This is a genomic window from Mesorhizobium sp. M0715, from assembly GCF_040320355.1.
Taxonomy (GTDB): Bacteria; Pseudomonadota; Alphaproteobacteria; order Rhizobiales; family Rhizobiaceae; genus Mesorhizobium.
In genome coordinates this window covers 1-20,271 of record NZ_JAMYPL010000030.1, presented here as the reverse complement: position 1 = coordinate 20,271, position 20,271 = coordinate 1, and the positions used below count along the sequence as shown (strand labels likewise).

Annotated in this window: 21 protein-coding genes and 2 pseudogenes; 18 read left to right on the top strand and 5 right to left on the bottom strand. The window is 62.6% G+C overall.

Annotated elements, in window-relative coordinates; all coding sequences use genetic code 11:
* Nucleotides 1-69 precede the first annotated feature (69 nt).
* Together dxs and NKI21_RS27620 are read left to right on the top strand one after the other, a co-directional pair.
* Complete coding sequence (dxs, locus tag NKI21_RS27625) at nucleotides 70-1,983, top strand: 1-deoxy-D-xylulose-5-phosphate synthase (protein WP_352868417.1); 1,914 nt, start codon at nucleotides 70-72, stop codon at nucleotides 1,981-1,983.
* Nucleotides 1,984-2,131: 148 nt separating this feature from the next.
* Nucleotides 2,132-2,425 carry a hypothetical protein gene (locus NKI21_RS27620; RefSeq protein WP_352868414.1) on the top strand — a complete coding sequence of 98 codons (294 nt, stop codon included), beginning with the start codon at nucleotides 2,132-2,134 and terminating at the stop codon, nucleotides 2,423-2,425.
* Between the two features lie 89 nt (nucleotides 2,426-2,514).
* On the opposite strand, the gene NKI21_RS27615 is transcribed toward NKI21_RS27620, so the two are convergent.
* Both NKI21_RS27615 and NKI21_RS27610 read right to left on the bottom strand, forming a co-directional pair.
* Entirely contained in the window at nucleotides 2,515-3,666 is a 1,152-nt protein-coding gene (locus NKI21_RS27615) for a GNAT family N-acetyltransferase (RefSeq protein ID WP_502896787.1), read from the bottom strand.
* Complete coding sequence (locus NKI21_RS27610; RefSeq protein WP_352868411.1) at nucleotides 3,663-4,658, bottom strand: sterol desaturase family protein; 996 nt, start codon at nucleotides 4,656-4,658, stop codon at nucleotides 3,663-3,665. Before NKI21_RS27610 ends, NKI21_RS27615 begins: the two co-directional genes overlap by 4 nt.
* Nucleotides 4,659-4,984: 326 nt before the next feature.
* Between NKI21_RS27610 and NKI21_RS27605 the strand changes: the two genes are divergently transcribed.
* Nucleotides 4,985-5,749 (top strand): TlyA family RNA methyltransferase, encoded by a 765-nt coding sequence (locus tag NKI21_RS27605; protein WP_352868408.1) that lies wholly within the window; start codon nucleotides 4,985-4,987, stop codon nucleotides 5,747-5,749.
* The gene (locus NKI21_RS27600) at nucleotides 5,746-6,987 is read left to right on the top strand and encodes a class I SAM-dependent RNA methyltransferase (protein WP_352868405.1); all 1,242 of its coding nucleotides are present in this window, start codon (nucleotides 5,746-5,748) and stop codon (nucleotides 6,985-6,987) included. Before NKI21_RS27605 ends, NKI21_RS27600 begins: the two co-directional genes overlap by 4 nt.
* Nucleotides 6,988-7,184: 197 nt before the next feature.
* Here the strand turns inward: NKI21_RS27600 and tldD are convergent, their stop codons facing one another.
* Both tldD and NKI21_RS27590 read right to left on the bottom strand, forming a co-directional pair.
* The gene (tldD, locus tag NKI21_RS27595) at nucleotides 7,185-8,597 is read right to left on the bottom strand and encodes a metalloprotease TldD (protein WP_127811002.1); all 1,413 of its coding nucleotides are present in this window, start codon (nucleotides 8,595-8,597) and stop codon (nucleotides 7,185-7,187) included.
* A gap of 157 nt (nucleotides 8,598-8,754) precedes the next feature.
* The gene (locus NKI21_RS27590; RefSeq protein ID WP_023808613.1) at nucleotides 8,755-9,309 is read right to left on the bottom strand and encodes an invasion associated locus B family protein; all 555 of its coding nucleotides are present in this window, start codon (nucleotides 9,307-9,309) and stop codon (nucleotides 8,755-8,757) included.
* Nucleotides 9,310-9,685: 376 nt separating this feature from the next.
* Between NKI21_RS27590 and coxB the strand changes: the two genes are divergently transcribed.
* From coxB to NKI21_RS27520, 14 genes and pseudogenes are all read left to right on the top strand, one after another.
* Nucleotides 9,686-10,585, top strand: a complete 900-nt coding sequence (gene coxB, locus NKI21_RS27585) for a cytochrome c oxidase subunit II (protein WP_127257085.1) — start codon at nucleotides 9,686-9,688, stop codon at nucleotides 10,583-10,585.
* A gap of 38 nt (nucleotides 10,586-10,623) precedes the next feature.
* Nucleotides 10,624-12,276: a cytochrome c oxidase subunit I gene (ctaD, locus tag NKI21_RS27580; RefSeq protein ID WP_023808611.1), complete on the top strand. Its 1,653-nt coding sequence runs from the start codon at nucleotides 10,624-10,626 to the stop codon at nucleotides 12,274-12,276.
* A 75-nt stretch (nucleotides 12,277-12,351) separates the two neighbouring features.
* Complete coding sequence (locus NKI21_RS27575) at nucleotides 12,352-13,296, top strand: heme o synthase (protein ID WP_023808610.1); 945 nt, start codon at nucleotides 12,352-12,354, stop codon at nucleotides 13,294-13,296.
* Nucleotides 13,293-13,457 (top strand): cytochrome c oxidase system small membrane protein, encoded by a 165-nt coding sequence (locus NKI21_RS27570; protein WP_024503613.1) that lies wholly within the window; start codon nucleotides 13,293-13,295, stop codon nucleotides 13,455-13,457. Before NKI21_RS27575 ends, NKI21_RS27570 begins: the two co-directional genes overlap by 4 nt.
* Entirely contained in the window at nucleotides 13,457-14,089 is a 633-nt protein-coding gene (locus tag NKI21_RS27565) for a cytochrome c oxidase assembly protein (protein ID WP_023808609.1), read from the top strand. Before NKI21_RS27570 ends, NKI21_RS27565 begins: the two co-directional genes overlap by 1 nt.
* 1 nt (nucleotide 14,090) lies before the next feature.
* Complete coding sequence (locus NKI21_RS27560; RefSeq protein ID WP_023808608.1) at nucleotides 14,091-14,972, top strand: cytochrome c oxidase subunit 3; 882 nt, start codon at nucleotides 14,091-14,093, stop codon at nucleotides 14,970-14,972.
* Between the two features lie 92 nt (nucleotides 14,973-15,064).
* The gene (locus NKI21_RS27555) at nucleotides 15,065-15,556 is read left to right on the top strand and encodes a L,D-transpeptidase family protein (RefSeq protein ID WP_023808607.1); all 492 of its coding nucleotides are present in this window, start codon (nucleotides 15,065-15,067) and stop codon (nucleotides 15,554-15,556) included.
* A 20-nt stretch (nucleotides 15,557-15,576) separates the two neighbouring features.
* Complete coding sequence (locus NKI21_RS27550; protein WP_023808606.1) at nucleotides 15,577-15,963, top strand: DUF983 domain-containing protein; 387 nt, start codon at nucleotides 15,577-15,579, stop codon at nucleotides 15,961-15,963.
* Nucleotides 15,960-16,715, top strand: coding sequence for an SURF1 family protein (locus tag NKI21_RS27545; RefSeq protein WP_023808605.1), 756 nt, complete (start codon nucleotides 15,960-15,962; stop codon nucleotides 16,713-16,715). Before NKI21_RS27550 ends, NKI21_RS27545 begins: the two co-directional genes overlap by 4 nt.
* A gap of 71 nt (nucleotides 16,716-16,786) precedes the next feature.
* Complete coding sequence (gene ispH / locus NKI21_RS27540; RefSeq protein WP_023808604.1) at nucleotides 16,787-17,797, top strand: 4-hydroxy-3-methylbut-2-enyl diphosphate reductase; 1,011 nt, start codon at nucleotides 16,787-16,789, stop codon at nucleotides 17,795-17,797.
* A gap of 5 nt (nucleotides 17,798-17,802) precedes the next feature.
* Nucleotides 17,803-18,765, top strand: coding sequence for a homoserine kinase (locus tag NKI21_RS27535; protein ID WP_023808603.1), 963 nt, complete (start codon nucleotides 17,803-17,805; stop codon nucleotides 18,763-18,765).
* A 10-nt stretch (nucleotides 18,766-18,775) separates the two neighbouring features.
* Nucleotides 18,776-19,306, top strand: coding sequence for a ribonuclease HI (gene rnhA, locus NKI21_RS27530; protein ID WP_023808602.1), 531 nt, complete (start codon nucleotides 18,776-18,778; stop codon nucleotides 19,304-19,306).
* A 176-nt stretch (nucleotides 19,307-19,482) separates the two neighbouring features.
* Nucleotides 19,483-19,764 (top strand): ribbon-helix-helix domain-containing protein, encoded by a 282-nt coding sequence (locus NKI21_RS27525; RefSeq protein WP_127290846.1) that lies wholly within the window; start codon nucleotides 19,483-19,485, stop codon nucleotides 19,762-19,764.
* Nucleotides 19,754-20,064 (top strand): annotated as a pseudogene (locus NKI21_RS27520) (type II toxin-antitoxin system RelE/ParE family toxin). Before NKI21_RS27525 ends, NKI21_RS27520 begins: the two are co-directional and overlap by 11 nt.
* A gap of 8 nt (nucleotides 20,065-20,072) precedes the next feature.
* Here the strand turns inward: NKI21_RS27520 and NKI21_RS32415 are convergent.
* Nucleotides 20,073-20,271 (bottom strand): annotated as a pseudogene (locus NKI21_RS32415) (hypothetical protein); the annotation flags it as partial.

The window sequence follows — 20,271 nt, the reverse complement described above, 5'->3', positions numbered from 1 at the left end:
CGTCACTGACACACATTTACTTTCGCCGGCCGGCGGCCTATTCGCCCATCAACCGAAAGCCCGAGCACCGTGAACGCAACGCCGCATACGCCGCTTCTCGACAAGGTCCGCATCCCGGCCGACCTGCGCACGCTTGCCGAAAGTGAACTGCCGCAATTGGCGTCCGAGCTTCGCGCCGAGCTGGTCGACGCCGTGTCCCGCACGGGTGGTCATCTGGGCGCAGGGCTTGGCGTGGTCGAGCTGACAGTGGCGCTGCACTATGTCTTCAACACCCCCGACGACCGGCTGATCTGGGATGTCGGCCACCAGGCCTATCCGCACAAGATCCTGACCGGCCGCCGCGACCGTATCCGCACGCTGCGCCAGGAAAGCGGTCTGTCCGGCTTCACCCGCCGCGCCGAAAGCGAGTACGATCCCTTTGGCGCCGCCCACTCCTCGACGTCGATATCGGCCGGCCTCGGCATGGCCGCCGCCCGCGATCTCTCCGGCGGCCGCAACAACGTCATTGCCGTCATCGGCGACGGCGCCATGTCTGCCGGCATGGCCTATGAGGCGATGAACAATGCCGGCGCGCTCGATGCACGGCTGATCGTCATTCTCAACGACAACGACATGTCGATCGCGCCGCCGACCGGCGCGATGAGCGCCTATCTGGCGCGGCTGGCCTCCGGCAAGGCCTATATCGGCCTGCGCGATTTCGGCAAGAAACTGACGTCCTATCTCGGCAAGCGCGCGGATCGTGCGATCACAAGGGCAGTCGAGCATGCACGCGGCTACGTCACCGGCGGCACGCTGTTCGAGGAACTCGGCTTCTATCACATCGGCCCGATAGACGGCCACAATCTGGAGCATCTGATCCCGGTCCTGAAAAACGTCCGCGACAATGGCGAAGGCCCGGTGCTCATCCATGTCGTCACCCAGAAGGGCAAGGGCTATGCGCCGGCCGAAGCCGCTGCCGACAAATATCACGGCGTCAACAAGTTCGACGTCATCACCGGCGCGCAGGCCAAGGCGCCAGCCAACGCACCGGCCTACACCAAGGTGTTCGCCGAAAGCCTGGTCCAGGAGGGCCGCGAGGACGACCGTATCGTCGCCGTCACCGCAGCCATGCCGAGCGGTACCGGCCTCGATTTGTTCGGTGAAGCGTTCCCGTCGCGCACCTTCGATGTCGGCATCGCCGAACAGCATGCGGTGACCTTCGCGGCGGGCCTTGCCACCGAAGGCTACAAGCCGTTCGCGGCCATCTATTCCACCTTCCTGCAGCGCGCCTACGACCAGGTCGTCCACGACGTCGCCATCCAGAAATTGCCGGTGCGCTTTCCCATCGACCGGGCCGGCTTCGTCGGCGCCGATGGCGCCACCCATTGCGGCGCCTTCGACATCACCTTCCTGGCGACACTGCCGGGTTTCGTCGTCATGGCGGCCGCCGACGAGGCGGAGCTGCGTCACATGGTACGCACTGCGGCGAGCTATGATGAGGGTCCGATCGCCTTCCGCTATCCGCGTGGCAACGGCGTCGGCGTCGACATGCCGGAGCGCGGCTCGGTTCTCGAAATCGGCAAGGGCCGCGTCGTCAAGGAGGGCACCAAGGTTGCATTGCTGTCCTTCGGCACGCGGCTGCAGGATTGCCTGATCGCCGCCGAGGAGCTAGGGGCTGCCGGGCTGTCCACCACTGTCGCCGACGCCCGTTTCGCCAAGCCGCTCGACCAGGATCTGATCCGACGGCTGGCCCGCTCGCATGAGGTGCTGGTGACGGTGGAGGAGGGCGCCGTCGGCGGCTTCGCCAGCCACGTGCTGCAGTTCCTTGCCCATGAGGGCCTGCTGGAAAGCGGCCTGAAGGTGCGTCCGCTGGTGCTGCCCGACGCGTTCACCGACCACGCCAAGCCGGAAAAGATGTATGCCGATGCCGGGCTCGATGCCGCCGGCATCGTGCGCACCGTGTTCGTGGCACTCGGGCACACAGTCCACGCCCAGCGCGCCTGAATCAAAGTCTCAATGACTTGAATCGGTTTGCCGGCCAACGATCTTAACGCGTTGTTTACGCTGACGTTTGGCGCTTTGCTTACCGTGTCTGTTGGCCGTTCTTCAATGGCGCCCTGCTAGATCGTGATCAGGCAGGGAGACAACAACAATGAAAACGCTTCTGTGCGGTGCAGCGCTTTGCGCCGTCATCGTCGCGCCGGCCACAGCCGAAACGCGCTATGATCGCAGCCTCGAAAAGGCGGCGATGGGCATCGTCGCTGGCAAGATGGGCGACATCCGCGGCGGCTTTTCATTCAAGCAGGTGCCGCAATTGGTGGTTCTGCCGGCCCCTGTTCCCGCGCCTGCGGTTGCCATCGAGCCTGCACGCGAGCAAGCTTCGGGAGGGCGTCAGGATGGGTTGTCTCCAGCCGTCGAGCGTCCGGTTCCGCGAAGCGTATTCTGAGCTGGAGAGCAGCAAGCCTTGATCGGGATTGCCCGATCGTTTCATCGTGCTTGCCGCTGTGCGGGTGATCTAAGAAGGCGCTGGCAATGCTACTCCGCCGCCACCAACTCCGCTTGTTGCGCCGGTTTCTCGGGGCGCCAGGATTGCGCCGCGTGGCGGGCGCGGTCTGCCAGGGCGGCTAGGCGTCCGCGCAGGTTTCGTCCACCCACCACTGACGACAAGGTCACCGAATGCGTCGCAAAGCGGCGCTTGAAATCCTCGCCGCCGCAGAGAAAATCGATCGTGGCCAAGCCCCGGTCAAACGACCACTGGATGTAATCCATCATCAAGACCATGCCCGGCGAGGCCCGTTCGAAGGCCGGATCATAGGTGGTGACGAAAGCCATCATCGTTCCATGCTGCTCGAAATTGATCGAGATGGCGATGATCTCGTCTTCGCGTTCGAGCACGAAGATGCGCAGCAATCCAAGCTTGGCAAGAACGGATATGAGTGCCGCCAGCGCGGGGGAACCTTCGTCGAAGAGGTCCGAAACGCGGCCGTGTTTTGCAAGCCATACCCGCTTCAGTGCCGCGACGCGCTCCAGCACCGGCTCGCGGGCTTCGTGCGCATCCATCAGGCGGAAACGCAGCGCGCCGCCTTCCTCCATAAATTTGTAGCCACGGCGATAGTTTTGCCGGGTTTTCTTCGACTGGCTTTCAAACCATTGTGCGCCGCGTTGCCCGGCGCCGGAAACTCGATAGCTGACCTCGCTGCGGTGGCTTGGCTGCAAGATATTGTCTTGGCCTGGGGCGGCGGGACCGAGCAGGGTCCGAAATCGGGCATCGGGCAACAGACGATTGAGGTAGGCAAGATCGAAGCCGCCATCGTCGAGGATATGTTGCCAGAGTTGCGGCAGGATCTGTGGCTCGGCATCGGGAGCAAGCAGGACATCGCCATAGTCGCAGTGATCTTTCGCCGCCCACTCCAGCATACGGATGCCCGAGCGCCAGAAGGTCGCGAGCGCAATGACGGCCTCGAGGCGCTCGCCCCTCCAGACCATGCCGATCCTGAGACCGCGGCGGTCCTGATGCGGTGTGGTGTGCCACCAGGCCGAGATCCAGTCGGGATGCTGGAAAACGAGGCCGCCGGCGCGTTGCCAGAGCGCTGCCCAGGCGGGCGCGATTTCTGCCAGTCGCGCTGACGAGGTCGCAATTTCGATCCGGTGCGTTCGCGGCATCCGGAACACGGCGGGTCCGTTCATGGCTTGCCCCCTTGCGGCGATTGCTGTGGCTCGGGCTTGTCGGTGCGGAAATGTCTGGCGATCTGCCGCCACATCCGCTTCAGCGGCAGAACATAGAGGCCTGCGAGCGACTGGTAGTCGCGCACGTTGCGTTCGATCAAACCGAACTTGAAGTCCTCGTCGGGTCTGGGAACGCATAGCGTTCCGAAGAGCCGATCCCAGAACGAGAAGAGCAGCCCGAAGTTCTTGTCGTAGTGGCGCGGGTCGGTGCTGTGGTGCAATTGATGCCAGTGCGGACACAGGATCAGATTGTTCAATGGTCCAAACGAGATCTTGAAATGCGTGTGCCTGACGAAATCCATCATCAGGATGTTGCGTATGATGTAGACGTTGACGCCGAAGACCGTCAGCTCGACGAGGTTCAGCGACACCAGCGACCAGATCCCGAAGCAGATGCCGGGAATGACGCCGTCCCAGGCCCGGTTCATCAATTCGTCGAGCGGGTGGACGCGATCCTTGGTGATGCCGACCATCACCTCGGCCGAATGGTGCACCTTGTGCAGTTCCCAGAGCACCGGGTAGCGGTGCTGGGCGACGTGATAGAGATAATACGAAATGTCGTAGGCAAGCAGCATGGTGATGGTGAAGATCGTCACCGTCACAGGCCCTGCCGGTCCTTCGATCAGGGGCGGCTGGATTGCCAGCAGCGTGGAGAGCAACCAGTTCGTCGCATAGCCGACGGCGCTGACGAAGACGACGCCGGCGGGCAGCATGAGGAATGGCATCAGCGCCTTCCGCGTCACCCAGAACAAAAGGTCGGCTTTCGCCGAGGGATGCGTGATGACCTCATGCGGGACCGCGAACTCGAAGAACTCTTTCCAGCTCTTTTTCTCGACCGTGCGCCAGTAGGCGACCAGGGCGCTGACCAAAGCAGTCAGCAACAGAAGTCCGGTCGCCAGCAGGCCGGCGCCGGAAATCCGATCAAGAACCCTGTAGACGATATCGCTGGCCATTTCCAAGGTTGCCGCCTCTCCATCCGGGTTTTCCGGTCGTCGCGGTCATAACATTGAAGTCCTCAAGCAAATGCGATGAAAATTGGTTAAGAAATCATGAGGCTTTCTAGGTTTTTGGTATTTATCCGCAGGCGGCGAGACCTCATGCTACGGCGGTCATCTGTCTCAACGGGCGTAACGCATGGATATTCATAAAGATGGTCGACGGGACGGAATGCCTCACCATCGTCGCGGTCCAAGATGCTGGGCGTGATGACGGGAACGGGAGACGAAATGCTTCCGGCTGGCGCTCTTGCCATCGTCGTCGGCTTTCGCCATGAAGGCCGATGAATTCGCCTCTGCCAGCCAGCGCACGCCAGCGGCTCGACGACCTGCTCGTCCAGCGCGGGCTGTTTGCCAGCCGCTCACGTGCCCGCGACGCGGTCGAGCGTGGCACGGTGGCCGTCGACGGCGTCATTGCGCGCAAGCCCGGCCAGAGCGTTTTGCCGCAATGCCTTGTTACCATCGATGATCCGGCGCAAGGCTATGTGTCGCGCGCGGCACTCAAGCTGATCGGTGGGCTCGATCATTTCGGCCTTGACCCTGCCGGCCGCGAAGCGCTCGACATCGGCGCCTCGACCGGCGGCTTCACCCAGGTGTTGCTCGAGCGCGGTGTGGCCCATGTCACCGCCGTCGATGTCGGTCATGGCCAGATGCATCCTGATATCGGCGGCGACCCGCGTGTGACGGTGATCGAAGGGCTGAACGCCCGCGACCTCGCCCTCGCCGATCTCAGCGGGCGTATTCCGGATTTCATCGTGTCCGACGTCAGCTTCATCTCGCTGAAACTGGCGCTGCCGCCGGCGCTTGGTCTGGCGAAGGCTGGCGCCAAGGCCATGTTTCTGGTCAAGCCGCAATTCGAGGCGGGCCGTGATGCGATCGGCAAGGGTGGTCTGTTGAAAGACCCCTACGACGCCTCCCGTGTCGCCGGCCTGCTGCAGGATTGGCTGGATGCCGTCCCCGGCTGGCGCGCGCTCGGCCTGCATTTGTCGCCGATCGAAGGCGGCGACGGCAATCGCGAATTCCTGCTCGGTGGGATCAAGGATCGATGAGCGCGCGCTTCAGCATCAGGAAACTTGGCGCTCAGGGCGACGGTATCGCCGAAACCGAGACAGGCGATCTGTTCATTCCCTTCACACTGCCCGGTGAAACGGTCACCGCCGCGCGCGAAAGGGACCGCGCCATGCTGATGGCGGTGCTGGAAGCATCGCCGCTTCGCATCGATCCCGCCTGCCGCCATTTTACCGAATGCGGCGGTTGCGCGCTCCAGCATTTCGAAGCCGAAGCCTATCACCAGTGGAAACGCGAAAAGGTGGTGCACGCCTTGAAGGGCAAGGGCATCGATTGCGAGATCGGCGACCTGGTCGCCTGCGCGCCGCAGACGCGGCGCCGTGTCGTGCTTGCCGCCCGGCGCACCGATACAGGCATGCTGCTCGGCTTCCACCGCCATCTGTCGCCGGAGATCGTCGCCATATCGGAATGCCCGATCTCGCTGCCTGAGATCGTCGCTTCGCTCGATCGCTTGAAGGCGCTCGCCGAATTGGTCTGCGCCACCACCAAATCGTTCCGGCTGGCGGTCACCGTGACCGGTTCGGGTCTCGATGTCGCGGTTCATGAATCCGGCAAGCTGGGGGAGCATCAGCGCCGCATCGCTGCCAATTTCGTCATGGCGCAGGGCTTTGCCAGGCTGTCCATCGATGACGAAATCATCATCGAGCCGAGGAAGCCGGTGGTCATGTTCGGCAGCGTCGCTGTAGCCTTGCCCCCGGGCGCGTTCCTGCAGGCAACCGAGGCCGCCGAACAGGCGATGGCCGATATCGTCGGCGGGCATCTGAAGCGTGCCAAGAAGGTGGCGGATCTTTTCGCCGGTTGCGGCAGTTTTGCTCTGCGCCTGGCCGCGAAGTCGGAAGTCCATGCGGTGGAGGGCGATGCGGCAGCCCTTTCGGCCCTCGACCGTGGATCGCGTTTCGCCACTGGCCTGAAGCGGGTGACGGGCGAACGCCGCGACCTGTTCCGCCGGCCGCTGACGTTCAAGGAGTTGAATGCGTTCGACGGCCTGGTGTTCGATCCGCCACGCGCCGGCGCCGAGGACCAGTCGAAGCAGATCGCCCGCTCGGATGTTCCCTACGTTGCGGCGGTGTCCTGCAATCCGGTGACGCTCGCGCGGGATTTGCGCATCCTGCTCGACGGTGGCTACACCTTGAAAAGCGTCACCCCGATCGACCAGTTCCTGTGGTCGCCGCATGTCGAGGCAGTGGCGCTGCTGGAGAAGCCGAAGAAGAGGCGGTAGATCATTCGCTGGTTTGGCGACGCCGTGCTTCCGCGAGCACGCCCGTTTCTATTTCTCTCAATGTTTTCGACTTGCCTCTGTTGGGCAGCGACCCGAACACATCCTCGGGTCGCGTTGGGGGAAAGACCGGAGCAGGCCGTGTGAGCTGATCGGCGGTTGAACTGGAGGCAACGGATTTTTCTCCAGTGGCCATCGCATCAGACCCGCGTGCCGCCGACCGTCATCTGATTCATGCGCAGATGCGGCTGGCCGACGCCGACGGGCACGCCCTGTCCGGCCTTGCCGCACATGCCGATGCCGGTGTCGAGCTTCATGTCGTTGCCGATCATCGACACGCGGTGCATGGCGTCCGGGCCGTTGCCTATCAGCATCGCGCCCTTGATCGGCTGCGTCACCTTGCCGTTCTCGATCATGTAGGCCTCGGTGCAGCCGAACACGAATTTGCCAGAGGTGATGTCGACCTGGCCGCCACCGAAGGAGACAGCATAAATGCCGTTCTTGACCGAGGCGATGATTTCGTCCGGCTCCATGTCGCCTGATGTCATGTAGGTGTTGGTCATGCGCGGCATCGGCTGGTGGGCGTAGCCTTCGCGACGGCCGTTGCCGGTTGCCTTCATGCCCATCAGCCGGGCGTTCTGGCGATCCTGCATGTAGCCGACCAGCTTGCCGTCTTCGATCAGCACATTGCGGGCCGAAGGCGTGCCTTCGTCGTCGACGGTCAGCGAGCCGCGCCGCTCGGGCATCGTGCCGTCGTCGACGACGGTCACCCCCTTGGCGGCGACCTGCTGGCCTAGCAGGCCGGCGAAGGCCGAGGTCTTCTTGCGGTTGAAATCGCCTTCCAGCCCATGGCCGACGGCCTCGTGCAGCATGACGCCCGGCCAGCCGCTGGACAAGACGATGTCGAAAGTGCCGGCCGGGGCCGGTATGGCCTCGAGATTGACCAGGGCTTGCCTGAGCGCCTCCTTGGCGGCGTGCTTCCAGCTGTCCTCGACCAGGAATTCGCCAAACGCCTTGCGGCCGCCCATGCCGTAGGAGCCGCTCTCCTGGCGGTCGCCATCGCCGACCACGACGGAGACGTTGATGCGGACCAGCGGGCGGATGTCGCGCACCATTTGGCCATCAGCGCGCACGATCTCGACATGCTGCCAGGATGCGGCGAGCGATGCCGAAACCTGCCGCACGCGCGGATCCTCGGCGCGCAGCCAGGCATCGATTTCCTGCAAGAGCTTTGCCTTGGCCTCGAAGGAAGGCGAGGGGATCGGGTTCTCTTCGCCATAGAGATGGCGGTTGGTGCGGGCGGGTGCGGCGGCAAGCGTGCCGGAATAACCGCCCTTGACGGTTGAAACGGCATCGGCCGCGCGCAGCAGCGAAGCTTCGGAGAGGTCGCTGGAATGGGCATAGCCGCTGGCTTCGCCGGCAACCGCACGCAGGCCAAAACCCTGGTCGGTGTTGAAGTTGGCGGTCTTCAGCCGGCCGTTGTCGAACATCAGCGCTTCGCTCTCGCTGTATTCGAGGAACAGCTCGCCGTCATCGGCGCCGTTGATGGTCTCAGCGACGATCTGCTTGATGCGATCGTCTGAAATGTCGAATTGGCCGATCAGGCTGTTCATGGCGCGTCCGTTCACAGGAGGAATGGGTCTTTGCCACGATGTAGGCGCGAAGGTGCGCCGAGACAATCGTTCTGCCGCATTGTGAAGACAAAAGCGGTTTGCCAGCAGCCGGCCGATGTCACTTCTGGTTGATGAAGTCGGTGATGTCGCCGGGCTGTCAGGGGAGCGCGGCGAAGCCGTCGGCAAAACCCTTGAGGTCGACCGGGATGCCGATGCCTTCTTCCGGGGTCTGGAAGACGATGAAGGTGGCCGACGTGCCGGTCTTCAGCGTGTCGAGAAGCGGCTTTTCGAGAATGACCTCAGCATAGCAGCCGTCCTGGAAGCAGCGCACGAAATAGGCGCGGCCGATATCCTTGCCGTCGACATTGAGGCCGAGCCCGTTGGGCAAAAGCACGCCGAGCGGCGCCAGCACGCGCAGGATCTCCGCCTTGTTGTCAGCGGTGCGCAGCACCACGACCGACAGTCCCATCTCGGGACGGTCCTCGGCGACGACGTTCTGCATCATCACGCATTGTTCCGAGGTGGCGCCGGCCGGTGTGTCGCAGATGATCGACCATGCGCCATGCGTCGAGCGCACGGTGCCGCTCGGCTGCGCGGCGTTGGCCGTGCCGGACACGATCGCGGACAAGCCGATGCCAGACAGGGCGGCGAGAAAGATGACCTTCGCCCAGTTTCTCGAAAACCGAGAGTTTCTCGAAAGCCAGTAATTCATGACGGCTCCATTGCGAATCACGGCACTTTAAGCCGCGCCAAAGCCAAGTAAAGGACGAGACCGCACCAGGTCTGCCCCGAAAAAGCCAATAGGGCGCTTTTCCCTGCCAATTTCGCCCGAATTGCGACGTTCGGCACCTGCGGCCCGCGGGAATGCTGCTGCGGGCTCACTGTAGGCGATTCGGTGCTGCCGCGGCTGCCTCCAAAGGCACATCCGGGCTTGCGCGCAAAAATGCCGCACGGTTTCGTCCGCTCCTTTCTTGCGGAGGGAAAAAGAGTATGGTTTGAACCAGCTTGAAACTGTCGGGATTCCCGTCCCGGCATTGTTCGTTATTCTCGTGGGTACCGCAGCGAGGAACTGGGAGACGATGAGGGCGATGAGAAATTTCCTGGCAAACGCCAAGGTTCCAGCAAGTGCCAAGTTTCTAAGTGCTTGTGCCGCTATCACGTTTTTCGCCGGCGCATCCGCCCATGCCGACCAGCCCAAGAACTGGGAGACAACCTTCCAGGCGCCGGCGACCGACATGATGCGGCAGATCGAGTGGTTCGGGAACTACACAATGTGGTTCATCGTCCCGATCACCATCCTGGTGCTGCTTCTTCTAGCCTATTGCATCGTCAGATTCCGTGCGAGCGCGAACCCGGTTCCGTCCAAGACCAGCCACAACACGCTGATCGAGGTGATCTGGACTGTCGGTCCGGTCGTCATCCTGCTTTGCCTGGCAATTCCCTCGTTCCAGCTGCTGACCGCGCAATATACGCCGCCGGAAGAAGCAAAGCTGACCGTCAAGGCGACCGGCAACCAGTGGAACTGGGACTACGAGTACCAGACCGAAAACACGCTCTCCTTCAACTCCGCGATCCTCCAGGACGGTGATCGGGCCGGCGCCGGCAAGGAGGACCGCAAGGTCTATCCGCGCCTGCTGGCCGTCGACAACGAACTGGTGGTGCCGGTCAACACCATGACCCGCGTGCTCGTCACCGCGACCGACGTGATCCACTCCTTTGCCATGCCGTCGTTCGGCATCAAGATCGATGCCATTCCGGGCCGCACCAACGAGACCTGGTTCAAGGCGGAGAAGGAAGGTATTTTTTACGGCCAGTGCTCGCAGCTCTGCGGCAAGGATCATGCCTTCATGCCGATCGCCATCCGCGTCGTCTCCGACGCGCAGTTCAAGACCTGGCTGGCGGCAGCCAAGACCGATCTGCCCGGCGCCAACAAGACGCTGATGGCCGAGGTCGACGGCCAGAACAAGGTAGCGGCCGCCGGCAACTGATGCCGCGGGTTAGCAAGATTTAGGGAACGGAGCGGAACATGGCAGACGCTGCAGCTCACGACGGGCACGACCACAAGCCTTATCACGGCTGGGTCCGCTGGGTTTATTCGACCAATCACAAGGACATCGGCACGCTCTACCTGATCTTCGCGATCATGGCCGGCATCATCGGCGGTGCCTTGTCGGTCGCCATCCGCATGGAGCTGCAGGAGCCTGGCATCCAGATCTTCAGCGGCCTGGCGCAGATGGTCTATGGCATGAACGGTGACGCCGCGATCGACGGCGGCAAGAGCATGTACAATGCCTTCGCCACCGCGCACGCCCTGATCATGATCTTCTTCATGGTCATGCCGGCGCTGATCGGCGGTTTCGCCAACTGGATGGTCCCGATCATGATCGGCGCGCCCGACATGGCGTTCCCGCGCATGAACAACATCTCCTTCTGGCTGTTGCCGCCGGCCTTCATCCTGCTGCTCACCTCGATGTTCGTGCCGAGCGCGCCGGGCGCCTTTGGCGTCGGTGGCGGCTGGACGCTCTATCCGCCGCTTTCGACCTCGGGCCAGCCCGGGCCGGCCATGGATCTGGCGATCCTGTCGATCCACATTGCCGGTGCGTCGTCGATCCTCGGCGCCATCAACTTCATCACCACCATCTTCAACATGCGCGCGCCTGGCATGACGCTGCACAAGATGCCGCTGTTTGCCTGGTCGGTGCTGATCACCGCCTTCCTGCTCCTGCTGTCGTTGCCGGTTCTGGCCGGCGGCATCACCATGTTGCTCACCGATCGCAATTTCGGCACCACCTTCTTTGCGCCCGACGGCGGCGGCGACCCGATCCTCTTCCAGCACCTGTTCTGGTTCTTCGGTCACCCTGAAGTGTACATCCTGATCCTGCCGGGCTTCGGCATCATCAGTCACGTCATCTCGACCTTCTCGAGGAAGCCGGTGTTCGGCTATCTCGGCATGGCCTATGCCATGGTGGCGATCGGCGCCGTCGGCTTCATCGTGTGGGCGCACCACATGTACACGACCGGCCTGTCGCTCGACACGCAGCGCTATTTCGTCTTCGCCACCATGGTCATCGCGGTGCCGACAGGCGTGAAGATCTTCTCCTGGATCGCGACGATGTGGGGCGGGTCGATTTCGTTCAAGACGCCGATGCTGTGGGCGCTGGGCTTCATCTTCCTGTTCACCATCGGCGGCGTCACCGGCGTCCAACTGGCCAATGCCGGCCTCGACCGCTCGCTGCATGACACCTATTTCGTCATTGCCCACTTCCACTACGTGCTGTCGCTGGGCGCGGTGTTCGCCATCTTCGCCGGCTGGTACTACTGGTTCCCGAAGATGACCGGCTACATGTATTCGCCCGTCATCGCCAACACCCACTTCTGGGTCACCTTCGTCGGCGTGAACCTGATCTTCTTCCCGCAGCACTTCCTCGGTCTCGCCGGCATGCCGCGCCGCACCATCGACTACCCCGATGCGTTTGCCGGCTGGAATTATGTGTCGTCCATCGGCTCGTATATCTCGGCCATCGGCGTCCTGATCTTCCTCTATGGCGTGTTCGAGGCCTTCCAGAAGAAGCGGATCGCCGGCGCCAACCCATGGGGCGAGGGCGCAACGACGCTCGAATGGCAGCTGCCTTCGCCGCCGCCCTTCCACCAGTGGGAACAGCTGCCGAAAATCAAGTAAGGCGGCTGCCCGCTCGAATACGAAACCGCCGGTCCGCCGGCGGTTTTGGCCAACGGATGATGGACTTAAGTACGCATGGCCCTTGTCGACGACCCATTGATTGACGAAGCGGGCTTTCGCATGTCGGAAGCGACGGCGGGCGATTTCTTCGCGCTGCTGAAGCCGCGCGTCATGTCGCTGGTGGTGTTCACCGCCTTTGTCGGCCTTGTCGCCGCACCCGTGACCATCAACCCTCTGCTGGCGGTGATCGCCATCCTGGCTATTGCAATAGGTGCTGGTGCCTCCGGCGCGCTCAACATGTGGTACGATGCCGACATCGATGCCGTGATGACCAGGACCGCCACCCGCCCGGTCCCGGCCGGTCGCATCCAGCCGCACGAAGCGCTGACCTTCGGGCTGGTGCTGTCGGTGCTGTCGGTGATGACGCTCGGCGTACTGGTCAACTGGCTGGCGGCGACGCTGCTTGCCTTCACCATCTTTTTCTACGCCGTCGTCTACACGATGTGGCTGAAGCGCTGGACGCCGCAGAACATCGTCATCGGCGGCGCCGCCGGCGCCATTCCGCCTGTGATCGGCTGGGCCGCGGTGACCGGGACAGTCAGCCTCGAAAGCATTGTCCTGTTCCTGATCATCTTCCTGTGGACGCCGCCGCATTTCTGGGCGCTGGCGCTGTTCAAGTCCGAGGACTATGCCAAGGCCGGCATTCCGATGATGCCCAACGTCGCCGGCCACGCTTCGACCCGCCGCCAGATCTTCGCCTATGCGCTGGTGCTGGCCCCGGTCGGCGTGCTGCCGTGGCTGCTTGGCTACACCACGCCGTTCTATGGCGTGGCCGCCCTGCTTCTGGGAGTCGGTTTTGTCTGGTACGCGTGGAAAGTGCTTGGCATGGCCGACGATGACGGCGTCATGAAACCGGCCAAGGCCCTGTTCGCCTATTCGCTGCTTTACCTCTTCGCCATCTTCGCTGCCTATCTGGCCGACAGCGTTGTCGAACGCGCGCTTGCCATGGGTGGAGCATGACCATGATCGAGGAAAAGCTCGAGACCGTCACGTTGACCGAGCGTCAGAAGAAGGCGCAGCGCAGCCGTTCTATCGCCATCGGTGTGGCGCTGGCGCTGCTGGTGGTCATTTTCTACATCGCGACGATCGTGAAGTTCGGCCACAATCTGGGCACGATGTGATGAGCGTCGAGACCTCAAAAAAAACGGCTGGCAAGAACGGCAACGTCATCGTCGCGGCTGTCTGCCTCGCCTTTTTCACCGGCATGATCGGCATGGCCTATGCCGCGGTGCCGCTTTACAAAATGTTTTGCCAGGCCACCGGCTATGGCGGCACGACGCAACGTGCCGAGAAGCAGTATGCCGGCCGCGTGCTCGACCGCGAGATCACTGTCCGCTTCGATGCCAACATCGCTGGCGTGCCGTGGGAGTTCCAGCCGGTCCAGCGCTCGATGACGATGAAGATCGGCGAGACCGTGCAGGCGCACTATCAGGCGACCAACAAGTTCGATCGTCCCGTGACCGGCCGCGCTACCTTCAACGTGCAGCCTGAACTGGCAGGTCCCTATTTCAACAAGGTCGAGTGCTTCTGCTTCACCGACACGACGCTGAAGCCCGGGGAGACGCTGGACATGCCGGTGCTGTTCTACGTGGACCCCGACATCGTCAATGTGCCGGAGCTCAAGGACGTGAAGACGATCACTCTGTCCTACACGATGTTCCCGGTCGAGAAGACCAAGCCGGTCGCCTCCTCGGAGCCGGCCGAGGGCAACAGCAAGACAATTTCGAATACCGAAGCAAATCTCGGGGGTTGATATGGCAGACGCGCACGCAAAACCACAGCATGACTATCATCTCGTCGACCCGAGCCCGTGGCCTTTCCTGGGATCGGTAGGCGCACTTGTCACCGCCTTTGGCGGCGTCTGCCTGATGGAGTACCTGAAGGGCGGCTCGTTCCCGATCTTTGGCTTCAACATCGCCAATCCATGGCTGTTCTTCATCGGCCTCGTGATCATCCTCTACACCATGTTCGCCTGGTGGTCGGACACCATTAAGGAAGCGCATGAGGGCCATCACACGCGTGTCGTGTCGCTGCATCTGCGCTACGGCATGATCATGTTCATCGCCTCTGAGGTGATGTTCTTCGTTGCCTGGTTCTGGGCCTATTTCGATGCCAGCCTGTTTCCGAGCGAAGCCCAGCAATATGCCCGCACCGCGTTTACCGGCGGTGTCTGGCCGCCGAAGGGCATGGAAGTTCTCGATCCTTTCCATTTGCCGCTCTACAACACCGTCATCCTGCTGCTGTCCGGCACCACGGTGACCTGGGCGCACCATTCGCTCATCCATGGCGATCGCAAAGGCCTGATCAACGGCCTGGTGCTGACTGTTGGCCTCGGCATGCTGTTCACCATGGTGCAGGCCTACGAGTACATGCATGCTCCGTTCGCCTTCAAGGATTCCATCTATGGCGCCACCTTCTTCATGGCGACCGGCTTCCACGGTTTCCACGTCATCATCGGCACCATCTTCCTGTTGGTCTGCCTGATCCGGGCGATGAAGGGTGATTTCACCCCCAAGCAGCATTTCGGCTTCGAGGCGGCCGCCTGGTACTGGCACTTCGTCGACGTGGTCTGGCTTTTCCTGTTCGCCTCGATCTACGTCTGGGGATCGGTTGGCGCGGTGATCGAGGGCCACTGATCCTGGCCTGAGGAGTTTTCGTTTCGAGAAGGCGGCCGCGGCAACGTGGCCGCCTTCTTCTTTTTGGCGCAATGATCGCTGATCGATAGCCGATGCGGCTGACAATTTTCCGGGCCATTTGCGCATTGATGATCGCGGCACTCCCGGCCTTTGCCGGCGAGAAGGTGGATCTGGTGCGTGTCCACAAAGCCGAACGCCGGCTGGAACTCATCGGCTACGGCAAGATCCTGCGCAGCTACGGCATCGCACTCGGCGGCGATCCTGTGGGGCATAAGCACCAGGAGGGCGATCAACGCACGCCCGAGGGGAACTATGTCCTCGACTGGCGGAACCCGAACAGCATCGCGCACAGGTCGATCCATATTTCCTACCCCAACACCGACGATCTGGCGGCCGCCAGGGCGCGCAATGTCGACGCGGGCGGCATGATCATGATCCACGGCCAACCGAATGGTTATGGCTGGTGGGGCTGGCTGCTTCAATTGGTCGACTGGACCGACGGCTGCATTGCGGTTACGGACTCCGATATGGACGAAATCTGGGCGATGGTGGCCGATGGCACACCGATCGAGATCGAGCGGTAAGCATGAGCGACGACGCTCCCATGAGTGAAGACAGGGCGATCTGGCCGCCGATCGATCCGATCTCGGCCGGCCTGCATGGCCGCTGCCCGCGTTGCGGCGAGGGGCGGTTGTTCTCCGGCTTCCTCACCGTCGGCAAGCGCTGCGTCAATTGCGGCCTCGATTATTCCTACGCTGATGCCGGCGACGGGCCGGCGGTGTTCGTGATCCTGATCATCGGCTTTATCATCGTCGGCCTGGCGCTCTGGGTAGAAGTCACGCTCAGCCCGCCGCTCTGGCTGCATCTGCTGGTCTGGATTCCGCTGGCTGTCGTGCTGTGCTTGACGGCGCTGCGGCTGATCAAGGGCGTGCTGCTGACGCTGCAATACCGCAACAAAGCGGCCGAGGGCCGGCTGGATCGCGGCGAATGAGCGAGGCTTCCGTTAAAACTGACGGTCGTTCGCGACCGCGATCGGCATTGCTGCTCGGCCTTGGCCTTATGCTGTTCCTGATCCTGCTGGTGCTCGGCACCTGGCAAGTGCAGCGCCTGTATTGGAAGGAAGGCCTTCTGCAGACCATCGACCAGCGTACCCATTCGGCGCCCTTGCCGTTGGTTGCGGTCGAGAAAGAGTTCGCCGCCACCGGGGATGTCGACTATACGCCGGTTACCGTCACCGGCACGTTCCTGCATCAAGGCGAACGCCATTTCTACGCAACCTGGGAAGGTGACGCCGGCTTCAATGTCTACACGCCGCTGGCGCTCGACGACGGCCGCTTCGTCCTGATCAATCGCGGCTTCGTGCCTTACGATCTGAAGGACGCCGCCAAGCGCGCCAAGGGACAGGTGACTGGCAGAGTGACCGTGACCGGGCTGGCCCGCAACCCGCTGCCGGCGAAGCCGTCGATGATGCTGCCCGACAACGACGTGGCGAAGAACATCTTCTACTGGAAGGACCGCGACGTGATGGCTGCGAGCGCCGGTCTGCCGGCGGGCGCCGCGCTGGTGCCGATCTTCATCGACGCAGACAAGACGCCAAACCCGGGCGGCTTGCCGGTTGGCGGCGTCACCATCATCGACCTCCCGAACAGCCATCTGCAATATGCGATGACTTGGTACGGGCTTGCCGCGGCGCTCGCAGCCGTGCTCATCCTGCGGCTTCGCCGTCCCGCGAAAGACGAATGAACGCGGCTGATGCCCTTGACAGGGCAGGGGTGCGCACCTCATTTCGGCTTTGATCAACCGGCCCGGATTTAATGCTTCAGACAACCACCAAACCACCTCTGACGATCCGGCTCTGCCAGCCGCGCGGTTTCTGCGCCGGTGTCGACCGTGCCATCCAGATCGTCGTGCTGGCGCTGAAGAAATATGGCGCGCCGGTCTATGTCCGCCATGAGATCGTGCACAACCGCTACGTCGTCGAGGGGCTGCAAAGCCTTGGCGCCGTCTTCATCGAGGAACTCTCCGAGATACCGGCCGAACATCGGCAGTCGCCCGTCGTGTTCTCGGCGCATGGCGTGCCGAAATCGGTGCCGGCGGATGCGAAGGCGCGCAATCTCTTCTATCTCGATGCCACCTGCCCGCTGGTGTCGAAGGTCCACAAGCAAGCGATGCGCCATCAGCGGCTCGGCCGTCATGTGCTGTTGATTGGTCACGCCGGCCATCCCGAGGTGATCGGCACCATGGGCCAGCTGCCGGACGGAGCGGTGACGCTGATCGAAACCGAAGCCGATGCCGCAAAGCTCTCGCCCGCCGATCCGCAGGCGCTCGGCTTCGTTACCCAGACCACATTGTCGGTCGAGGACACCGCCGGCATCATCCGCGCCTTGCAGGATCGCTTTCCGGCGCTGCAGGCACCGGCGGCGGAATCGATCTGCTATGCCACCACCAACCGCCAGGAAGCCGTCAAGGACACCGCGCCGGGCGCCGATCTCTATCTGATCGTCGGCGCGCCGAATTCCTCCAATTCGCGACGACTTGTCGAAGTCGCGGAGCGTGCAGGCGCCACCATGTCGCTTCTCGTGCAGCGCGCCGCCGAGATTCCGTGGAATGACATCGGCAACATCTCGACGCTCGGCCTGTCGGCCGGCGCGTCGGCGCCCGAAATCATCGTCGACGAGATCATCGACGCGTTCCGGCAGCGCTTCGATGTCACGATCGATCTGGCCATCACGGCCACGGAAACGGAGGATTTTCCGGTCATGCGGGTATTGCGCGATGTCGAACTGACGCGGGCCGACATGGCCTTCGTCAATGGAGCCGCGTAAGCCACATGGCGGTCTACACCGACGTTGCGGAAGGCGAACTCGGCGCATTCCTGAAGCACTATCCGGTCGGCGATCTCCTGTCCTACAAGGGCATCGCCGAAGGTACCGAGAACTCGAACTTCCTGCTGCACACCTCCAGCGGCTCCTACATCCTGACGCTCTATGAGAAGCGCGTCGAAAAGGCGGATTTGCCGTTTTTCCTGGGGCTAATGGGCCATCTCGCCAACAAGGGCGTGTCCTGCCCGCTGCCGGTGACCGCGCATGACGGCAGCGTCATCGGCACGCTCGCCGGCCGGCCGGCGGTCATCATCACCTTCCTGGAAGGGCTTTCGTTGCGGCGGCCCACAGCAACGCATTGCGCCGAGGTCGGCAAGGCGCTGGCGCAATTGCATCTGGCCGGCGCCGATTTTTCGATGACGCGTCCGAATGCCCTGGCCATCGACGGCTGGCGCAAGCTCTGGGATGCAGCGCGCGATCGCGCAGACGAGGTCGAGCCGGGTCTGGCCGCCGAGGTCGATGCCGACTTTGCCGATTTCGAGCGCAACTGGCCCAAAGACCTGCCGCAAGGCATCATCCATGCCGATCTTTTCCCCGACAACGTTTTCTTCCTCGGCGAAAAACTGTCCGGCCTGATCGATTTCTATTTCGCCTGCGACGACCTCTACGCCTACGATGTCGCCACCTGTCTCAACGCCTGGTGCTTCGAGAAGGATTTTTCCTTCAATCTCACCAAGGGCAAGGCGCTGCTCGCCGGCTACCAGAGCCTCCGGCCCCTGAGCGACCAGGAAAAGGCTGCGCTGCCGATGCTGGCGCGCGGTTCGGCGTTGCGCTTCATGCTGACCCGGCTGTACGACTGGTTGACCGTTCCCGATGGCGGGCTGGTGATGAAACGCGATCCGACCGAATACATCAGAAGGATGCGGTTCCACCGGGCGATCAAATCGTCTTCGGAATATGGATTGGCCTGATATGAGTATCATGAGCAAACAGGTTGAGATCTTCACCGACGGCGCCTGTTCGGGCAATCCCGGCCCCGGCGGCTGGGGCGCGATCCTGCGCTTCAACGGCACCACCAAGGAGCTTTCCGGCGGCGAAGCCGAGACGACCAACAACCGCATGGAACTGTTGGCCGCCATTTCGGCGCTGAACGCGCTGAAGGAACCGTGCACGGTCGACCTCCACACCGACAGCAAGTATGTCATGGACGGTATTTCCAAGTGGATCCACGGCTGGAAGAAGAACGGCTGGAAGACCGCCGACAAGAAGCCTGTGAAGAACGGTGAACTCTGGCAGGCGCTCGACGAGGCCAACAAGCGCCACAAGGTCACCTGGAACTGGGTCAAGGGCCATGACGGTCATGTCGAGAACGAGCGCGCCGACGAGCTTGCGCGTGAAGGCATGGCACCGTTCAAGAAAGGTCCGTTCAAGCCTGCAGCCGCGCCAAAGCCTGCTGCGCCGGCCAAACAACCGGCAATCGCGAAAGTGCGGCGCTCGACCCAGAGCTATTGAATTTCCGGAGCGGCGCGGCTAGGCGCGCATCGCGTTATCAACGGTTGACGGCCGACGACAGGCTGCCTTGACCAGCGTCCAGCGGACGTAAGGCCTTTGGTGGCGTCGCAGTTGCTCCAGAATACGGAGGGAGTAATATTTCCTACCATAGAGCAAAATGCGATAAGGAAACGGGCGTGGCAAACGTAGAAAAAATGAGCGTGGCTGTGACCCCGCAACAAGCAGCTGTGATGCGTGAGGCTGTCGAGGCGGGCGAGTATGCCACCGCAAGCGAGATTGTGCGTGAAGCGGTGCGGGATTGGCTGGCCAAGCGTGAACTTCGGCACGACGATATCCGCCGGCTAAGGCACCTGTGGGATGAAGGCAAGGCAAGTGGGAGGCCGGAGCCTGTGGATTTCGACGCGTTGCGAAAGGAAGCTCGGCGAAGGCTGGCGGAAGCCTCGCGGAATGACCGTTAGGCTGGTCTGGTCACCCGCGGCCAAGGCGGACCTCATCGACGTCTACGTGATGATAGGCAGCGAAAACATACGAGCGGCCGATCGCTATTATGATCAACTAGAAGCGCGGGCCTTGCAGCTGGCAGACCATCCGCGCATGGGTGTTAGGCACCCGATATCAGGTCTTCCGTACGGATGCTGGTGGAGGCGCCGTTTGTACTGCTCTACGAAACGATTCCGGACACGGATGATGGCCCTGTTGAGTGGGTTGAAATCGTCCGTGTGGTGGACGGCCGGCGGGATCTGAACCGTTTATTCTAGCGAGCTGTTTATCGGATCAGCAGCGCTGTACCCCAAAGCCCGAGCGCGAACACCGTATGCGACACCAGGTTCAGCGCACGGATCAGCATCGGGTTGGGGCGGGGGGCGGGGGGCCCCCCGCCGGCCGGTCCGGCGGGGCGAGCATAAGCGACCCCGCCGGCGGGCGCGGGACCCCCGGGGCCAAGCCCGCCCATAGGCGCAACGTCG